At 48.1% G+C, this 2,615-nt stretch carries 2 protein-coding genes; both read left to right on the plus strand.

What is annotated here, in order from left to right; genetic code table 11:
* Positions 1 to 324 precede the first annotated feature (324 nt).
* The gene (locus QZP87_RS00815; protein WP_291321026.1) at positions 325 to 1,143 is read left to right on the plus strand and encodes a tRNA (adenine-N1)-methyltransferase; all 819 of its coding nucleotides are present in this window, start codon (positions 325 to 327) and stop codon (positions 1,141 to 1,143) included.
* A gap of 154 nt (positions 1,144 to 1,297) precedes the next feature.
* On the plus strand, positions 1,298 to 2,044 hold the full coding sequence (locus QZP87_RS00820; protein WP_291321027.1) for a YggS family pyridoxal phosphate-dependent enzyme: 747 nt from the start codon (positions 1,298 to 1,300) through the stop codon (positions 2,042 to 2,044).
* Positions 2,045 to 2,615: the final 571 nt, after the last annotated feature.

Raw genomic sequence — 2,615 nt, forward strand, 5'->3', positions numbered from 1 at the left:
CATTGCAGGTATGACCTCCTGTACAAATGCTTGACATTTCAACAGCCTTGAGATCCTGTACAAAACAGGCTATAATGTTTTTTCTGGTATCTGTTCACTTGAGATTTCAAATAGTTATACCTTAATTCATCTGGGCATTTGCAGTTGAGAACAATGCAATAAATCCAGGGTGTTGCACGAAAAATTTTGACTGTCCAGTCTCAGCGTTTTTTTGGAAAGCAGAGGACAGGCCGGTCCCAATGCCACATTCAGAGAACAGAACAGATACTTTTTCTGCGAAACATAAATTTTTATTGGGCCCAGGCCCCGGGGAGATTTTTTTCTATGCTTGAGCCAGGACAATTGGTAATGCTGGTCAGCCCGAAGGGCAAGCGTTACTTTAGAATATTGAATCCCGAAGAAATACTTAACACCAATGATGGTCAGCTTCAAATGCAAAAAGTCATGCATCGTGGATTCGGGAGCACGGTTTACACACACCTGGACAGGGAATATACCGTGCTGAAGCCTACACTGTACGACCTGATCAAGTCGGTCAAGCGTCGGACCCAGATCATATACCCCAAGGATATTGGATATATTATTGTCAAGCTGGGCATCGCTCCTGGTACCCGTGTTGTGGAGGCCGGGTGCGGGTCGGGGGCCCTGACCACCGCTCTGGCCTGGTTCGTGGGAGACAGGGGCATGGTGTATTCCTTTGAGCGCAGGGAGGATTTTGCTTCTCTTTGCCGTGAAAACCTGGAAAAAATCGGTCTGCAGTCCAGGGTGGAGATTATCAACTCCGACATCGAACATGGGTTCGGACCTGAGAACGTGGATGCTCTTTTTCTGGACGTCCGCACCCCCTGGGACTACCTTGATCATATTCCCAGAACACTTATTCCAGGAGGTCCGGTGGGTTTTCTTCTTCCCACCACGAATCAGGTCAGCAGCCTGTTGTCCGCCATGGAAAACGGTCCGTTCAGCTCAGTGGAAGTGCTGGAGATAATTGTCAGGCGATACAAGCCGGTGCCGGAAAGGCTGAGACCAGAAGACCGTATGGTTGCACATACTGGATACCTGATTTTTGCCAGGCTGGGTGCACCCGGCACTGAGCCCGATGAAAACCTGGAATTATGCTTAGCACTACAGCGAAACTTATGATTGACCTGCGGGGACTGGCTCTCCCCGCACTTATTTTTTCCAATAAAGCCAAGATTATTTTTAATAAAAATAAGTGCGGGGGTGCCTGTCCCCAATTGAGGCAGGCATAAAATTTTATAAGTTTCGCTGTAGTGTTAGAGCAGGAGAAGGAAGTATGTTGAACGGTGATGCAGAAATGCTGGATATACCGGCTATGCTGAAAATAAATCTTGACCGGGTCAGGGAGAAAATCCAGCTGGCTTTACAGACAAGTCCTGATCCCCGAAGAGTAGTTACACTGGTGGCGGTTTCCAAAAAGCAGCCCCTGGAAAGAATTCGCGCTTTGGCAGAGCTGGGGCAGGTACATTTCGGTGAAAATTATGTCCAGGAAGGCCTGGAGAAGATAAAATCCATAGAAATCACAGAGCTTAAATGGCATTTTATAGGCAAGCTGCAAAGCAACAAAGCCAAATATATTCCAGGACAGTTCTGCCTGGTGCACTCCATGGATTCCTTGAAACTGGCCCGGGCGTTGCAGAAAAAAGCTTCAAGCCTGAATATCGTTCAGCCTGTGCTCATTCAGGTCAATGCTGCAGGCGAGGCTCAGAAGTCGGGGCTGGATCCCGGGGATCTTGCCGGTTTTGTCCGTGAAGTTTCAGGGATGGAGCACCTGGATGTGCAGGGACTTATGCTCATGCCGCCTATGGTTGAAGATTCTGAAAAATCAAGGCCTTATTTTGCGCAGCTAAGAGAAATGCGGGACAGCACAGAGAAAAAAACGGGCATAAGCCTGCCGCATTTGTCCATGGGGATGTCCCAGGATTATGTGCAGGCAGTCGAAGAAGGGGCCACCCTGGTGCGGGTAGGAAGCCTTCTGCTTGGACCCAGGCCCGGATGTGCTGTCAATTTTGCAGGTCGGTAGACACCAAAGCGGGCCCTGCCCGCAAACCAGGCTGGCCCTGCCCCTGTCCCCAAAAAAACCAGATAACACCGTAGCAAGGGGTATGAAACGCTTTAATCCGGCAAAAGGAGTTGCACTTATGAACAAACCGTTCTGCTTTTCGGCTTACTATTCGAAAATTGGCAAACTGTAGGGCAACCCTCATGAATTCAGCATGGCAATTGCGCAAAGCGGCCTTCAAGAACTTGTCATAACCAGTCGTCATGCAGCCTTTGTTCATGATCTGCCGCTGCACCACAGGGACCCTTTTGACCGTATTCTAATGGCCCAGGCTATCTGTGAACCAATGCGTTTTTTGACGTCTGATAGAATGCTTGAGAGATATTCTGATCTGGTGTTAGCACTACAGCGAAACTTATTTATTTACCTCCGGGGACTGGCTCTCCCCGCACTTATTTTTTCCAATAAAATCAAGATCATTTTCAATAAAAATAAGTGCGGGGGTGCCTGTCCCCAATTGAGGCAGGCATAAAATTTTTATAAGTTTCGCTGTAGTGTTAGGGATTTGAAAAATACTGATATACCACAGCTA

The sequence above is a fragment of the Desulfonatronospira sp. genome (assembly GCA_003563255.1).
In the GTDB taxonomy this organism is placed as follows: Bacteria; Desulfobacterota; Desulfovibrionia; order Desulfovibrionales; family Desulfonatronovibrionaceae; genus Desulfonatronospira.